Below are 14,169 nucleotides of genomic sequence, written 5' to 3' on the forward strand. Positions count from 1 at the left end.
ATCACAGCGCAGCCGAGTCCTTGTCGCCGGTGCGGACCCGGATCACGGTCTCGATCGGGCTCACCCAGACCTTGCCGTCACCGATCCGGCCGGTCTGGGCCGTCTTGGTGATGATCCCGACGATGTCCTCGGCGTCGCCGTCGTCGACGACGATCTCGATCCGGATCTTGGGGACGAGCGCGATGTCGTACTCGGCGCCGCGGTAGACCTCGGTGTGGCCCTTCTGCCGACCGTAGCCGCTGACCTCGCTGACGGTCATGCCGGTGACCCCGAAGGTCTCCAGCGCCTCCCGGACGTCCTCCCACTTGTGCGGCTTGATGACCGCGGTGACGAGCTTCATGCATTTGCTCCTTCCGAAGCGGTGGACGTGAGGACCGACGTGCGCCGGGCGCCGCCGCCGGTGCTGAGATCGTAGGCGGACTCGCCGTGCTCGACGAAGTCGATCCCGTCGGTCTCGTCCTCGGGGTCGAGGCGGAGGCCGAGGGTGATCTTGATGGCCAGGCCCACGACCAGGGTGGCGACCGCCGACCAGAGCATCGCGAAGAGCGCGACGACCACCTGGACGAGCAGCTGCCTCCCGTCGCCGCCGGTCAGCAGGCCGAGGTCGTTGGACGCGAGGAAGCCCACGCCGACCGTGCCGACCAGGCCGCCGACGAGGTGGACGCCGACGACGTCGAGCGAGTCGTCGTACCCGAGCGTGTACTTCAGGCCGACGGCCAGCGCACAGAGCCCGCCGGCCACCAGGCCGAGGACCATCGCGCTCCACGGCACGAGGTTGCCGCACGCCGGGGTGATCGCGACCAGGCCCGCGACGACGCCGGACGCGGCGCCCAGGGACGTGCCCTTGCCGTCGCGGAACTTCTCGACGAGCAGCCAGCCCATCATCGCGGCGCAGGTGGCCAGCGTGGTGTTGAGCCACACCAGGCCGGTCTCGGTCTCGTAGGCGTCGAGGTTGACGATCGAGCCGACGTTGAAGCCGAACCAGCCGAACCACAGCAGGCCGGCGCCGATCATCGTGAGGGTCAGGTTGTGCGGCTTCATCGGCTCCTTGCCGAAGCCGAGGCGCCGGCCGACCAGGAGCGCGAGCACGAGGCCCGCCACGCCGGCGTTGATGTGGACCACGGTGCCGCCGGCGTAGTCGATCGGGGCGACCGCCGCCGCGCCGTCACCCGAGAACAGCAGGTCGGCGAGGCCTCCCTCGACGCCGCTGAGGAACCCGCCGCCCCACACCATGTGGGCGAGCGGGAAGTAGGAGAGGGTGACCCAGATCGGCAGGAACACCAGCCACGCGGAGAACTTGAGCCGATCGGCGACGGCACCGCTGATCAGCGCCGCGGTGATGACCGCGAAGGTGAGCTGGAAGGCGACGAACACGTAGTTGGCAGGGTCGGTCGTCTCCAGCCCGAACTGCTTGAACGGGTCGGAGAAGAGCTTGCCGAACTCCTTGCCCGTCTCGCCGTCGGCGGTGGCGAACGTCGTGCTGTAGGACATCGACCAGCCCCACAGCGCGTAGACGATGCCGACCACGCCGAGGGCGGTGAAGGACATCATCATCATGTTCAGCACCGACTTGTTCCGGCTCATGCCGCCGTAGAACAAGGCCAGTCCGGGCGCCGTCATCAGCAGCACGAGCGAGGCCGACACCAGCATCCAGGTGTAGTAGCCGTCCACAGAACCTCCAGCAGAGCACGTCGTCGGGGGACGGCCCCACCCTCGTGGGACGACGTTTCACCGCCGTCCGCTCGTTGTTTCAGGCGTGCAACGAGTTCGGCGCGGGTGTTACGAGAATGTTTCGCAACCGGACCTCAGCCCAGCAGTGCGTCCACGAACGCCGCAGCGTCGAACGGCGCGAGGTCGTCGCGGCCCTCCCCCAGGCCGACCAGCTTCACGGGCACCCCGAGCTGACGCTGTACGGCGACGACGATGCCGCCCTTGGCGGAGCCGTCGAGCTTGGTCAGGGCGATGCCGGTGACGTCGACGACCTCGGAGAAGACCTTGGCCTGGATCAGCCCGTTCTGGCCGGTGGTGGCATCGAGGACCAGCAGCACCTCGGTGACCGGAGCCTGCTTCTCGATGACCCGCTTCACCTTGCCGAGCTCGTCCATCAGGCCCTGCTTGTTCTGGAGCCGGCCGGCGGTGTCGACCACGACGGTGTCCACACCGCGGTCCACCCCCTCCTTGACGGCCTCGAACGCGACGCTGGCGGGGTCGCCGCCCTCCGGCCCGCGGACGACCTCGACGCCGACCCGCTCCCCCCACGTGCCGAGCTGGTCGGCCGCGGCCGCTCGGAAGGTGTCGGCGGCGGCGAGGAGCACGGACCGGTCCTCCGCGACGAGGATCCGGGCGAGCTTGCCGACCGTCGTGGTCTTCCCGGTCCCGTTGACGCCGACCACGAGGACGACACCGGGCTCGCCGTCGGCGCCGCTGACGTGGAGCGAGCGGTCCATCGTGGGGTCGACGAGGTTGATCAGCTCCTCGCGGAGCACGGTGCGTACGTCGGTGCCCGCGTCACCCTCGACGCGCAGCCGGGTGCGCAGCCGCTCGACCAGCTCCTGGGTGGGCTGGACCCCGATGTCGGCCCCGAGGAGCAGGTCCTCGATCGCCTCCCAGGTGTCCTCGTCGAGCTTGTCGCGGCTCAGCAGGCCGAGCAGCCCACGGCCCAGGGTGCCGGACCCGGCGAGCCGCTGCCGGAGGCGGACCAGCCGGGAGGCGGGGCGCTCGGGCCGCTCGAGGGTGGGTACGACGACCGCGTGCTCGCGCTCGGCCTCGGGCTCGGCGACGGTCGTGTCGGGAGCCTCCGGCGGCGCGAGGACGTCCCCGGGCGTCGTACGCGGCGGCTCGACCGGGCGTGCCCTGCGGCCGCGGCCGACGACCAGGCCGATCCCGCCGGCGACGGCGAGGACGGCGAGGACCGCGAGCGCGATGACGAGGTAGAGCCACTCCATGAGGCTCATCCTCGCAAGAGGTCAGGTGCGCTGGCGAAGCAGGTCGGCCTCGTGCTCGCCGAGCACCGGTGCGGCCTCGGCCGCCTTGCCGAGCGCCTCGCCGAGCCACGGTGCTGCGGGCATCGTCTCTCCGCGGTGCGGGTAGGCGACGTAGAGCACGACCAGTCCGGCGACGAGCAGGGTGACCAGCATGGCGACGACGATGAAGACCACGGCGTTCGGCTCCTCCGAGATCAGGTAGACGGACAGCACGAGTGGCCTCCGTAGACCGGAAGCCACGGCACCGACGCTACCCCGCGCGGGGTCGAACGCCGCATCCGCAGCGGGCGAGTCCCTGCGTCGTCTCGGTCACATGCGCGCGTCGCGCTCGCGCCACCAGGCGTAGTCCAGGAGCTCGCTGGGTCGGGTGAGCACGTTGCGGGCGCGGGCCTGGACGTACTGCGATCCCTCGCGCCGGCGCTTGAAGTGGATCGTCTCCGGCACCACGCGGTGGACGTAGCCGGCGAGGAACGTCTCGAGCATCCAGTGCCAGTCCTCGTAGGCGTAGCCGTCGGCGACGGCCCGAGGGGCGAACGGGTGGTCGACGTACGCCGAGCGCGGCGCGAGGCACAGCGCGTCCCACGGGTTGGCGATCCGCAGCAGCGCGGGATCGAACGCGGGGTCCGTCTGGTCGGGCAGGAAGTAGAGGTTCTGCTGGTTCTCGAAGAACCAGTTGAGCTCGGGGTGGCCGATGACCCGGTCCCTGTCGTCACCGCCCGCGCAGAGACGATGCGCATCGGCGAGCCAGTTCTCGCTCCAGAGGTCGTCGCCGTCGAGGAACGCCACGTGCTGGGCGGACGTCAGGCCCACCGCGGCGTTGCGGACCTTCCCCTGGTCGGCGTACGACACCTCGGCGACGGTGGCGCCGTGCTGGTCAGCCTCGGCGAACGCCGCGCGGGTGGCGTCGGTCGGGTTGTCGAGGACGACCAGGGCCTCCACCTCGAGCCCCTCGGCGCGCGCCACGGCGACGGCATCGAGCAGGCTGCGGAACGACAGACCCGCCATCACGCCCTCGGCGTGCGCGGTGAGGATCGCGGCGACGTCAGCCATCGCGCTCCTCCTCCCGGTCGACGAGCGCCTTCAGGCAGCCTGCGGCGACGTCGCTCGGGCCCAGCACCCGCGCGCGTGCGGCCGCCGGCAGCAGGTAGCGCGCCGCGAGGTCGTCGCGGAGCGCGTCGCTCTCGGTGACCACCCAGTCGAGCCGGTCGAAGCAGCCCTGGAAGTCCTCGAACGAGGCCGCGTCGGGATCGCCCCCGCCCAGCACCGCCGCCAGGGACATCTCGTGCTGCAGCGTCGTGCCGTACGACGACAGCAACCGCCACCCGAGCTCGCTCCCGGACACGACCAGCCGGCGCGGCCGGACGCCGCGCACCAGGTCGAGCAGCCCCAGCAGCCGGCGGTGCTCGGTGAAGCCCGTCCACGGCACGCTCAGGTCGACGCCGGTCGCTTCCACCCCGAGGTCGGGCCGGGCCGGGCCGTCGGTCGTCACGACGAGCGTGGTCCCGCCGGGGCCCCGGTCGCGCAGCCCGGCCACGGCGGCGCTCAGCCCCGGGCCGGCCGCCGACCCGCCGGGCACCACGACGACCGTGTCGGCGCGCACCAGGCCGAGCCCGCGGCGGACGTCCTCCGCCCGGGCGGTCGGCAGCATCATCGGGTGGGTGTGCGGGGGCCAGCTCACCCAGCGCTCGCGGGGAGTCGCCGCGATGAGCGGCTCGATGGCCGCGGCCCTCGCGACGAGGTCGCGCATCCGGTCGGAGCCCAGCTTCGCGAGCTTGGCGATCCCTGCCGTCACGCCCTCCTCGAGCCAGCTCGTGCAGGTCAGGTCGTAGTCGGCGGCGCGGTGCAGGAGGCCGGTCACCAGCGGCGGGTCCTGACGCTCCCGCGCGTCCGGGGCGGGGACGCCGCCGTAGTTGGGCCCGAACGGCGTGGGCGAGCGGCCGGGGGCGTAGCAGCCCGCCCGGACGTACTGGGCGAACCCCCACTCCGGGCCGTTGGCCAGGTCGGGGTGGCGCCCGAGGTAGAACGCCTCGTCGAACAGGACCGTCGGGACCACCCGCTCGTCCCAGCCGACCGACAGGAAGTGGAGGAACGGGTCCTCGTCGTCGGCGAGCTCGAGGCCGCGCCGGCGAGCCCGTTCGCGGTAGACCGGCGGGTTGAAGAGGCCGCTGATCCGGGCGCCGTCGCGCAGTCCCGAGTCGAGGAAGTGCGCGATCGCGCCGTCGAGGTCGTCGGCCAGGGACGGCTCGCCGACCTGTGCGGCGTAGAAGCGCGGGTGGGCCATCGCCCGCAGCCGCCGCGCGAGCGCCGGCCGGTCGGCACGGGCACGCTGGTCGGCCGGCAGCAGGTCGCGCGGGAGCGTCAGGTCGCTCGCGGCGGAGTCGTCGTGCCCGTCGGCGTCGTCGCCAAGCCGGACGGGCGGCGGAACGACCCCCTGCCCAGGGCGCCGGCGGAGCCGGATCGACCTCATCGGAAGGCCTCCCTCTGCGGTGGTCGACGGCGCCGCGATGCTAGCATCGACCGCCTGAGCCGCTCCCGGACGAGCGACAGCGACCTCACTCTCTCCCCTGGGGGCAACGCGCCTTGGACTACAGCGACGCTCTCGACGAGACGCTCGCTCTCCTGCGGGCGATCGAGCGTGACTGGTCACCCGCCGTCCTGGCCAACGCCTTCGGTCCCGAGGCCATGGTGATGACCGACCTCATCGCCCGCCACGGGCTCGCCATCGAGGTCGTCAGCGTCGACACCGGGCGGCTGCCGGAGGAGACGCACGCGCTCGCCCACAGCGTCCACCGGCGGTACGGCCCGATCGTCAGGATGCTCTCCCCCGACCCGGACGAGGTGCTCGCGTGGACGAGCGAGCACGGGCAGAACGGCTTCTACGGGAGCGTGGAGCTGCGAGAGGGCTGCTGCGCGGTCCGCAAGGTCGCCCCGCTGCAACGCGCGCTCGCCGGCAAGCGGGCGTGGCTCGCCGGCCTGCGGCGCGAGCACAGCGCGACCCGTCGCGACCTCGAGGTCTCGACCTGGGACGCCACCAACGGCCTGCAGAAGTTCCACCCGATGCTCGACTGGACGACCGACCAGGTCTGGTCCTACATCAGCGATCACGCCGTCCCCTACAACGAGCTCTACGACCGTGGCTACACGAGCATCGGCTGCGCCCCGTGCACCCGCGCGATCAGCCCCGGCGAGGACACCCGGGCGGGACGCTGGTGGTGGGAGGTCGACTCGATCAAGGAGTGCGGCATCCACCTCAACCCGGTCACCGGCCGCTTCGAGCGCGCCACAGCACCCCCATTGCCGGACAACGAACCCGCCGTGACGCAGAATGGTCGCGCCCCGGGGCAGCACGACGGTGATCCTGTCGCCGCCCAGCAGGAAGCAACGAACGACGGAGGAGACGCAATGCGGGTACTGATCCTTGGGGGGGACGGCTTCTGCGGTTGGCCGACGGCATTGCACCTCTCGGCCCAGGGCTACGAGGTGGCGATCGTCGACAACCTGTCGCGCCGCAAGATCGACATCGAGCTCGAGGTCTCCTCCCTCACGCCGATCCGTCCGATGGGTGAGCGTCTCCGCGCGTGGAAGCAGGTGTCCGGCAAGGACATCGCGTTCCACGACATCGACGTCGCCGTGAACTACCAGCGGCTGCTGGACCTGCTCGAGGACTGGCGCCCCGAGGCGGTCGTGCACTTCGCGGAGCAGCGCGCTGCGCCGTACTCCATGAAGTCGAGCCGTCACAAGCGCTACACCGTCAGCAACAACCTCAACGCGACCAACAACCTGCTGGCCGCGGTCGTGGAGTCGGGCCTCGACATCCACGTCGTGCACCTCGGCACGATGGGCGTCTACGGCTACGGCACGGCCGGCATGAAGATCCCCGAGGGCTACCTCCAGGTCAAGGTCGACGCCGGCGAGAGCGGGCTGGTCGACCAGGAGATCCTGTACCCCGCCAACCCGGGGTCGATCTACCACATGACGAAGACCCAGGACCAGCTGCTCTTCGCCTACTACGCGAAGAACGACCACGTCCGGGCGACGGACCTCCACCAGGGCATCGTCTGGGGCACCCAGACCAAGGAGACCCGCCTCGACGAGCGGCTGATCAACCGGTTCGACTACGACGGCGACTACGGCACGGTGCTCAACCGGTTCCTCATGCAGGCAGCCATCGGCTACCCGCTGACCGTCCACGGCACCGGCGGCCAGACCCGGGCGTTCATCCACATCCAGGACACGGTCAAGTGCATCCAGCTGGCGATCGAGAACCCGCCGGCCAAGGGTGACCGGGTGTCGGTCTTCAACCAGATGACCGAGACCCACCGGGTCCGGGACCTGGCGAAGATGATCTCCGACCGCACCGGCGTCGAGATCGCGCTGCTGCCGAACCCGCGCAACGAGGCCGACGAGAACGACCTCCACGTGGCCAACGACCGCTTCCTGCACCTCGGCCTGACTCCGATCACCCTCAGCGAGGGCCTGATGGAGGAGGTCGCCGAGATCACCAAGAAGTACGCCGACCGCTGCGACCGGGAGAAGATCCCGTGCGTCTCGGTGTGGAGCCCGGAGGCGGCCGCGGCGAAGGCGGGCGTCGGCGCCGGCTGACCCAGCCCGGTCGAGGCGTCAGGCCGCAGGTCAGCGCAGCGTCCGCGGGCGGCGCCGGCGGAAGTTGACCGTCTCCGGGACGACCCGGTGGCGGTAGCCGGCCTCGACGGTCGCCCTGCTCCAGTGCCAGTCGAGCTCGCCCGGCTCTGCGTCCGCCCCCAGTTCGGCGAAGGGCACCTCCCGGTAGACCGCGGTGGCCGCCAGCGCCTGCGCGTCCCAGCAGTTGCCGAACCGGAGGGCCGCAGGGTCGAACCCGGGATCGTCCTGGTCCGGCGGGAAGTAGAGCTCGCGTCCCACCTCGTAGAACCAGTGGATCTCCGGGTGCGCGATCACCCGGGCTCCGCCCCCTGCGCAGAGCGCGTGTGCCGCGACCAGCCAGTTCTGCGTCCAGACGGCACCGCCGTCGAGGAACGCGAGGTGCTCCCCCGCCGCGGCAGCCGCTGCCTGGTTGCGTGCGGCGCCCGGGTCGGTCGCGTCCAGGGCCTCGACCCGCACGCCGTGCTCCTCCGCCTCCACCAGCGCCGCGCGGGTGCCCGGCGTCGCGGCGGCCAGCACGACCGTCGCCTCGACCGTGAGCCCGGCGCTGCGGGCCGCGGTCGCGGCGTCGACCAGGCTGTGCAGCGAGATCCCGATCCGCGGCCCCTCGTCGCCGGCCACCAGGATCGCCGAGATGTCGGGCGCGCTCACGACATCGGGCCTTCCGCGAGGAGCTTCGCGATCCGGCTGCGGTAGTCGTCGGCGTCGAACAGCTGGTGGACCTGCCTGCGGAGCTCCGCGGCGCGCGCGGCCGCGGCCGCCGGGTCGGCGAGGAGCGCCTCGATCGCCGCGACGTAGGCCGCCGGGTCGTCCACCTCGGCGACGGGATAGCCGGTCTCGGGCGTCACCACCTCCGGCACGCCGCCGACCGCGCTCGCGACGATGGGCAGCCCGCTCTGCGCCCCCTCCAGCACGACGTTGGGGATCCCGTCCCAGCCCGAGGTGTAGAGCAGGAAGTCGACCTCGTCGAGCGGCAGCTGGTCGAAGCCGTCGTACACCCCCATCAGGCGGATGTTCGGCGGGAGGTCGTCGGGGTCGAGGTCGATGTCCTCGAGGACCGGCTTCCCCCACGCGCAGATCTCGAGATCGGGGCGGAGCCGCGCGATGTCGACGACCAGGTCGAACCGCTTCTGCCGGTCGAACCTGCCGGCCCAGAGGACGCGGACCGGCAGCCCGGCGGCACGACGCCGTTCGAGGACGCCGCCGACGTCGACCGAGAAGTCCGCGATCGGGTTGCGCAGGAAGATCATCCGGTCCCGGGCGGCGGCCGGCATCAGGTAGCGGTCCACGAGCTCCGCCCGCATCCGATCGCTGTCGAACAGCACCCACGAGAGGTGCGGGAGGCCCTGCTGGAACGGTCCGACCGGGTAGCCGTAGCGATGCCCGTGCTCGTCGATCTCCCAGGTGAACAGGTAGGCACCGACGTCGGCGAAGCCCGCGACGTCCTCGCCCCTCTCCCCCACGAGCTGCCAGCCCAGCAGGCTGTTGATCAGGACCACCCGGGCCGGTCGCAGGGCCTGCAGGAGGTCGTGGAGCACGTCGCGGCGGGCCGGCTGGGCCATGCCGGCCACGTGGCGGGTCAGGTCGAGCACCCGCACGTCGTCGGGGAACAGGCTCGGTCGCTCGAAGACCGGCAGGTCCGTGGAGACGACCGCGACGCTGTCCGGCCCGCCGGCGACGCGCGCTGCGTCGGTGAAGAGGCCGGCCACCCGGGCCGCGCCACTCATCCGGCAGTGCGGCACGAGCACGACGGTATCGACCTGGTCGACACCCAGCGCTGAGTGGGCGGCTGTCGCCGCCTCGGCCATCCGCGTGCCGGGGTGGGCGTACGGCGGCGCGACCGTCGGCAGCTCGACGCGCAGCGGCGAGTGGAGGCCGGGCTCGAGGTCGGCGGCGATGTCGATCTGCGTGCGCAGCGCGGGGTCGTCCAGCCGGCGCCGCCGGTCGAGGACGGCACGGACGCCCTCCTCCAGCCAGCTCGTGCGGGTGAGGTCGTGGTCGACCGCTCGGTGCAGCAGCTCGGGGAGGAACAGCGGGTCCTGGCGGCGGGCCGCGCCGTCGTCGGCCGCTCCGCCGTGATGCCGCCCGGCAGGGCTCGGCACCCACTGCGGCTGGTAGCACCCCCGGGTGAGGTAGTGGTGCAGGATCCAGCGCGGGTGGGACTCCAGGACCGGGTGGTGCTCGAGGTACCAGTCGGGGTCGAACAGCGGGGTCGGGACCACCCGCCGGTCCCAGCCGGTGCGCAGCCAGTGCAGGAACGGCACCTCGCCGTCCGGCACCGCCAGCCCGATCTCGGCCAGCCGGTCGGCGTACCAGTCGGGGTTGAACAGCGCGCTGACGCGGAGGCCTCGGGGGGCACCGACCTCGAGGTAGTGCTTCACCACCGCCTCGACGCCCGGCTCGTCACCGAGCCGGCCCCGCTCCCCCTCGTCGAGCTGGGCGAGGTAGAAGCGCGGGTGCGCGCACCAGCGCAGCCGCTCGAAGACCGAGGACGCGAGACCCTGCGTCTCCTCGACGTCGGGGCCGTCAGCACCGGCCGTCGGACGCACCCGAGACGCCCACTGCCTCATCGCCCTCACGCCCGCTCGGACGCCTTCCCCAGCCGGGCGAGGTCCTGGACGCGGTCGATGGCCATGGCGGGCAGCTTGCGGACGATCGAGCGGCGGTTGCTGCTCTCCTGCCCGAGCGAGGTGTCGCGGCGGCGCTTGAAGATGATGGTGTCCCTGACCAGGATGTGCTCCCACCCGGCAGCCATCGTCTCGATGGAGAACTGCCAGTCCTGGAACGACAGCCCGTTCGGGATGTCCCGCGAGACGTAGGGGATCGTGAGGTGCGCCTCGCGCGGCGTCATGCAGAGCGAGTCGTGGTAGTTGCGCAGGTAGGCGAAGTACGGCGTGAAGAGCGGCGACGCCTGGTCGATGTGCACCAGCACCGAGTTGCCGCCGTCGAACATCACGTTGAGCTCGGGGTGCGCGATCACCCGGCGTCCTTCCGCCGCGGCGGCGTCGAGAGCGGCGACGCCCTCGGCCAGCCAGTTCTCGCTGTAGAGGTCGTCGGCGTCGAGGAACGCGACGTAGCGACCGCCCGACCGGGCGACGGCGGCGTTGCGGACCCGGCCGAGGTCGCCCTCGGCGAACTCCCACCGGACCCAGTGACCGAACCGCGGCTGCTCGAAGTACGCGCGGGTCGCCTCGGTGGCGCCATCGAGCGCCACGATGGTCTCGACGACGTAGCCGCGGGCACGGGCGGCGTCGACCGCGAGGTCGGCCGATCGCATGGTCGGACCGCACACCACGGTCTCGCTGTGGGCGGTGGCGATCACCGAGAGGTCAGGCGTCCCCATCCGGCGCCTCCCGCAGCAGCTCGCGCACCGTCTCGGCCAGGGTGCCGTCGTCGCCGACCGCGCGTACCTTGGCCGCGATGTCGTCGGGCAGCCGGTAGTCGTCGACGAGCCGCGCGGCCGTCGCCGGCTGCTCCACGAGCACGCCCTCGACCAGCTCGACGTGGCGGTAGAAGTAGCGCGCCGAGGGACCGGCCTCGTGACCGAGGACGGTGCGGCGCAGGCCGGCGAAGCCCAGGAACACGCGCTCCGACGCGCTCAGGGCGCGGCCGTACGGCGTCAGCGACTCCAGGAACAACCGCGAGTCGACGCCCACGATCGCGTCGGCGCAGAGCGAGCGGAGCAGCTCGACCAGGACCTGCTGGGTCATCATCGGCCCGAGGCCGTGGGCCGTCTCGGCGAAGTCGACCCGGCGGACGCCGGCCGGCGTCACGCCCTCGGGGACACTGCCGGAGGCGGTGGTGACGACGACGACGTCGTGCGGCGCGAGCAGGGCGGTGAGGCCGTCGAGCAGCCGCCTGACCAGCCCGTCTGCCGGATCATCGACGACGAGGACGACCCGCGCCCGGGCGAAGCCGACCGCCTCCTGGCTGGCGTGGAGCGCGCCGAGCTGGTCGGCGACGACCAGCCAGGGGATGGGCATCATCCGCGGCCGGGCGATCTCCGGCCACAGGTCGCCCACGAGCGGCTCGACCTCGGCCGCCTTGGCGAACATCTCGCCGAGCTTCCCGTGGTGCAGCCGGCGATGCACGTCGGACCGGCGCTCGGCCAGCTGCTCCGCGACCTCGTCCGCGGTCGTGCCGAGCACCTTGGCGAGCTTCTCGATGCCCATGACCGGCTCAGCGATCTCACCGGCGGCCCGGCCCTCGGCGAGCCAGGTCGCGTAGGGGTTGCGCTCGTCGTCCCGCCGCTCCGGGTGCCGCTTGAGGTAGGAGTCGGTGGAGAAGTTGGGGTCCGGCGTGAGCTTCGCGGCCCGCCCCTGCCGGAGGAAGTGGCGGACCGGGTCGATCTCCGGGTTCGCCAGGACGGCCGGTGCCTGCAGCAGGTAGTGCGCGACGTCGAAGTTGTCGCGGACCAGGTCGTAGTCGGGATCGATGCCGGCCGGGAGCTGGCGGCGCAGTGCCTCCGCTACCCGTGCGTCGAACTCCGGGCCGAGGTTCGACGGGAGCACCGACGGCGCCTCGGGCCCGTCGATCGGGGTCTGCGGCGCCGCCATCGTCGCGCCGTTCTGCCAGGTGGCCTGGTGAGCGCCGTGACGGTCGTTCCGGCGCCGCAGCCGGCGTCGGAGGCGACCAGAGGCGGCGTCGGTCACTACCTGGCCTTGCCGTTGCCGGCGCCGCTGCGGAGGAACCATTCCCAGGTACGACGGAGGCCCTCGTCGAGCGACACGACCGGGTCGAACCCGAGGCCCTCCCGGGCCTTGTCGATCTCGCACCAGGTGTAGCGCACCTCGCCGGCCCGGAAGTCCTCGTATCGGACGTCGAGCTCCCGTCCCGTGGCGTCGCGCAGCAGCCCGAGCAGCTCGTTGATCGTGGTCGGCTTGCCGCTGCCGAGCTGGAACGCGCCGACGGCGTCCCCGTCGATCGCGACCCGGACCCCCTCGACCAGGTCGCCGACGTAGAGGAAGTCACGGGCCTGGCTGCCGTCGCCGTAGACCACCAGCGGCTCGTCGGCCAGGATCCGCTTGACGAAGTGGGCGACCACCGAGCCCTTGTGGAACGAGCGCGGTCCGTAGACGTTCGAGAAGCGCAGCGAGCAGCCGGAGATGCCGTAGGCCGCCGAGTAGGCACTCAGGTAGCCCTCGAGCATCAGCTTCGAGGCGCCGTACGGCGACGTCGGCTGCGCCGCCATGCGCTCGTGCACGGGCGGCGGGACGTCGCCGACGATCGCGCCACCGGTCGACGCGGCGACGACGCGTCCGATCCCGCGCTCGCGGCACTCCTCCAGCAGGTTGAAGGTGCCGATGACGTTGTTCTCGAAGTTGTGGGCAGGGTCCAGGATGCTGTCGATGACGCGGGTGTCCGCCGCGAGGTGCACGACCGTGTCCTGGCCGTCCAGCGCGCTGCGGACGTCGGTGCGGCTGCGCAGGTCGCCGGCGACGAACCGCACCCGGTCGGGGTCGAGGTTGTCGCGGTGACCGAGCGACTCGTTGTCGAGCACGGTGACCTCGTAGCCACCCAGGCTCACCAGGTGATCGGCGAGATGGACACCGATGAAGCCGGCGCCCCCGGTGATGAGCACGCGCTTCATTTTCCGAATCCCTTCTGTCAGCAAGGCAGCGGGACACCTTAACAATCGGCGCCGTGCCTCACGCTAACGACCGAGACTGCCCCGACGTTAGGTTTCAGTAAAGTTCCGGTGCCATTCATCCTCTCGGATGAGTGCTCCCGGCTGCAGGCGCGGACCGTGGCCGGCCCGCCTCCGCGGCGTGCCCTTCGGCTATCCTGCGGGCGCCTGACCGCCAGTGGGAACGAGGAGCCGACGTGGACGCCGATCCGGGTAGACCAGCAGTCACCTGGCGGGAGATGCTGACCTACTTCCCCCACCGGGTGCTCGGGAACCACGTGCACGCCCTGCCTGACCACGGCATCGTCTACGTCAAGAACCCCAAGGCCGGTTGCTCCACGGTGCTGCTGTGGCTGGACCGCCTGCACACCGGGGAGCACGACTTCAGCCCGGGCAACGTCCACACCGACAACCGGCTGCCCAAGGTGCCCGACGTCGGTCGGCGGAGGATCGCGCGGATGATCTCGGGCGACGCCTACCGGTTCTCCTTCGTTCGCGACCCGCTGCGGCGCTTCCAGTCCGCCTACCTGGACAAGATCGTCAGCTCCAAGCGCTGGCGGACGCAGATCCAGACGGCGCTCGGACAGGAGCCGGACCCCGAGCGCGCGGTCAGCCTCGACGAGTTCGTGACCGGGATCGAGCGCCAGGACCCGATCGGCGAGATGGACCCGCACTGGCGGCCCCAGCACGTCAACCTGATGATGCCGCTGGTCTCCTACGACCACATCGGACGGATCGAGACCTTCGACGCCGACCTCGAGATCATCCGGAAGGCCGCCGACCTTCCGCCGGTGCCGATCGAGGTCCGCAACGTCGCCAAGAAGAGCACCGACAGCATCCTCGCCGACCGACCGGACCTCGAGGAGCGGGTCCGCGCGATCTACGCGCAGGACTTCGAGATCTTCGGCTACTGAGCCGGCT

Annotated in this window: 13 protein-coding genes; 2 read left to right on the forward strand and 11 right to left on the reverse strand. The window is 71.6% G+C overall.

Translation table 11 applies throughout. From position 1 onward, the window contains the following. Position 1 precedes the first annotated feature (1 nt). From F0U47_RS15420 to F0U47_RS15445, 6 genes are all read right to left on the reverse strand, one after another. A complete protein-coding gene (locus F0U47_RS15420; protein ID WP_149751363.1) occupies positions 2–340 on the reverse strand; it encodes a P-II family nitrogen regulator in 339 nt (112 codons plus the stop codon). Continuing rightward, positions 337–1,671 (reverse strand): ammonium transporter, encoded by a 1,335-nt coding sequence (locus F0U47_RS15425; RefSeq protein ID WP_246159652.1) that lies wholly within the window; start codon positions 1,669–1,671, stop codon positions 337–339. The genes F0U47_RS15420 and F0U47_RS15425 overlap by 4 nt, the downstream gene beginning before the upstream one ends. Before the next feature lie 134 nt (positions 1,672–1,805). Then, on the reverse strand, positions 1,806–2,954 hold the full coding sequence (ftsY, locus tag F0U47_RS15430) for a signal recognition particle-docking protein FtsY (protein WP_223162796.1): 1,149 nt from the start codon (positions 2,952–2,954) through the stop codon (positions 1,806–1,808). A gap of 12 nt (positions 2,955–2,966) precedes the next feature. After that, the gene (locus F0U47_RS15435) at positions 2,967–3,224 is read right to left on the reverse strand and encodes a hypothetical protein (protein ID WP_149751365.1); all 258 of its coding nucleotides are present in this window, start codon (positions 3,222–3,224) and stop codon (positions 2,967–2,969) included. A gap of 69 nt (positions 3,225–3,293) precedes the next feature. Continuing rightward, positions 3,294–4,034 (reverse strand): glycosyltransferase family A protein, encoded by a 741-nt coding sequence (locus tag F0U47_RS15440; protein ID WP_149751366.1) that lies wholly within the window; start codon positions 4,032–4,034, stop codon positions 3,294–3,296. Then, positions 4,027–5,451, reverse strand: coding sequence for a hypothetical protein (locus F0U47_RS15445; protein ID WP_149751367.1), 1,425 nt, complete (start codon positions 5,449–5,451; stop codon positions 4,027–4,029). Before F0U47_RS15445 ends, F0U47_RS15440 begins: the two co-directional genes overlap by 8 nt. 113 nt (positions 5,452–5,564) lie before the next feature. On the opposite strand from F0U47_RS15445, the gene F0U47_RS15450 reads away from it, so the two are divergent. Beyond that, positions 5,565–7,586, forward strand: coding sequence for a phosphoadenylyl-sulfate reductase (locus F0U47_RS15450; RefSeq protein ID WP_149751368.1), 2,022 nt, complete (start codon positions 5,565–5,567; stop codon positions 7,584–7,586). A 30-nt stretch (positions 7,587–7,616) separates the two neighbouring features. Here the strand turns inward: F0U47_RS15450 and F0U47_RS15455 are convergent, their stop codons facing one another. The 5 genes from F0U47_RS15455 to F0U47_RS15475 are packed head-to-tail and all read right to left on the reverse strand — an operon-like array spanning position 7,617 to position 13,212. Continuing rightward, positions 7,617–8,273: a glycosyltransferase gene (locus F0U47_RS15455; protein ID WP_149751369.1), complete on the reverse strand. Its 657-nt coding sequence runs from the start codon at positions 8,271–8,273 to the stop codon at positions 7,617–7,619. Next, on the reverse strand, positions 8,270–10,171 hold the full coding sequence (locus F0U47_RS15460) for a glycosyltransferase family 4 protein (protein WP_149751370.1): 1,902 nt from the start codon (positions 10,169–10,171) through the stop codon (positions 8,270–8,272). The genes F0U47_RS15455 and F0U47_RS15460 overlap by 4 nt, the downstream gene beginning before the upstream one ends. Before the next feature lie 26 nt (positions 10,172–10,197). After that, the gene (locus F0U47_RS15465; protein WP_149751371.1) at positions 10,198–10,965 is read right to left on the reverse strand and encodes a glycosyltransferase family 2 protein; all 768 of its coding nucleotides are present in this window, start codon (positions 10,963–10,965) and stop codon (positions 10,198–10,200) included. Continuing rightward, the gene (locus tag F0U47_RS15470) at positions 10,952–12,274 is read right to left on the reverse strand and encodes a hypothetical protein (RefSeq protein WP_149751372.1); all 1,323 of its coding nucleotides are present in this window, start codon (positions 12,272–12,274) and stop codon (positions 10,952–10,954) included. The genes F0U47_RS15465 and F0U47_RS15470 overlap by 14 nt, the downstream gene beginning before the upstream one ends. Continuing rightward, a complete protein-coding gene (locus F0U47_RS15475) occupies positions 12,274–13,212 on the reverse strand; it encodes an NAD-dependent epimerase/dehydratase family protein (RefSeq protein WP_149751373.1) in 939 nt (312 codons plus the stop codon). The genes F0U47_RS15470 and F0U47_RS15475 overlap by 1 nt, the downstream gene beginning before the upstream one ends. 233 nt (positions 13,213–13,445) lie before the next feature. On the opposite strand from F0U47_RS15475, the gene F0U47_RS15480 reads away from it, so the two are divergent. Further along, the gene (locus F0U47_RS15480) at positions 13,446–14,162 is read left to right on the forward strand and encodes a sulfotransferase family protein (RefSeq protein ID WP_149751374.1); all 717 of its coding nucleotides are present in this window, start codon (positions 13,446–13,448) and stop codon (positions 14,160–14,162) included. The last annotated feature ends 7 nt before the right edge of the window (positions 14,163–14,169 follow it).

The organism is Nocardioides antri (genome assembly GCF_008373765.1).
Classification (GTDB): Bacteria; Actinomycetota; Actinomycetes; order Propionibacteriales; family Nocardioidaceae; genus Nocardioides; species Nocardioides antri.

What these genes read in the sequence shown, in the direction of transcription:
- F0U47_RS15420 (WP_149751363.1), bottom strand. Translation starts at nt 340, where the DNA reads ATGAAGCTCGTCACCGCGGTCATCAAGCCGCACAAGTGGGAGGACGTC.
- ftsY (WP_223162796.1), bottom strand. Translation starts at nt 2,954, where the DNA reads ATGAGCCTCATGGAGTGGCTCTACCTCGTCATCGCGCTCGCGGTCCTC.
- F0U47_RS15440 (WP_149751366.1), bottom strand. Translation starts at nt 4,034, where the DNA reads ATGGCTGACGTCGCCGCGATCCTCACCGCGCACGCCGAGGGCGTGATG.
- F0U47_RS15445 (WP_149751367.1), bottom strand. Translation starts at nt 5,451, where the DNA reads ATGAGGTCGATCCGGCTCCGCCGGCGCCCTGGGCAGGGGGTCGTTCCG.
- F0U47_RS15465 (WP_149751371.1), bottom strand. Translation starts at nt 10,965, where the DNA reads ATGGGGACGCCTGACCTCTCGGTGATCGCCACCGCCCACAGCGAGACC.
- F0U47_RS15475 (WP_149751373.1), bottom strand. Translation starts at nt 13,212, where the DNA reads ATGAAGCGCGTGCTCATCACCGGGGGCGCCGGCTTCATCGGTGTCCAT.